Source organism: Vibrio sp. 704 (genome assembly GCF_033339295.1).
On record NZ_JAWOUH010000808.1, the window covers coordinates 1 to 566 of the forward strand.

Annotated in this window: 1 protein-coding gene; it reads right to left on the bottom strand. The window is 47.0% G+C overall.

Annotation, left to right across the window (positions count from 1 at the left end; all coding sequences use genetic code 11):
* On the bottom strand, positions 1 to 566 hold a 566-nt coding region (locus R7R24_RS29250; RefSeq protein ID WP_318120527.1), incomplete at both ends, for a DUF1800 family protein.

Consider the following 566-nt stretch of genomic DNA (forward strand, 5'->3'; position numbering starts at 1 on the left):
GTTTTACACTGCCATCAAGGGTTAGCTCGTAAAGTCCTAACGTAAAAAGCTGCATCAGTTCTCTGGCAAAGTTTTCATCCGGTAGCGCGCCTGTTGAAGTATTTTCCTTAGTGCTGCCCATCATTGATAGGTAGTTACCCATCGCTGGGTGGATAGCCACTTCGTGTAGAAGATCACGATAGTTGCCAAAAGCATGCTTCACCAACACATCGTAGTAGTCCACTAGGCCTGTTGGCTTGCTCGATAGTGCTCCGCCATAGCGCGAGACCACGAGTATTTGGCTTAACGCAAATGCCATTCGCTGACGAAGCTGGTCTTCTGATGTGAGAACAATTTGATACCAAGCATTTTCTCGATTTGCTTGTGCTCCTTTGCTAAAAGGAGTGTCGTAGAGAGGACGATGATAGGTCGCCGGAAGAAGAAGTTGTTGTTTGATCCAACTTTCAATGCCAACTTCTTCGACTTGATCAATCAAGGCTGGCGTTGGTCCAAACGTACTTTGATAAAGAAAGCGCGCATTGACGAAGTTAGCGGAATCCTCTTCTGAGGAAACGGGCCCTGCATAG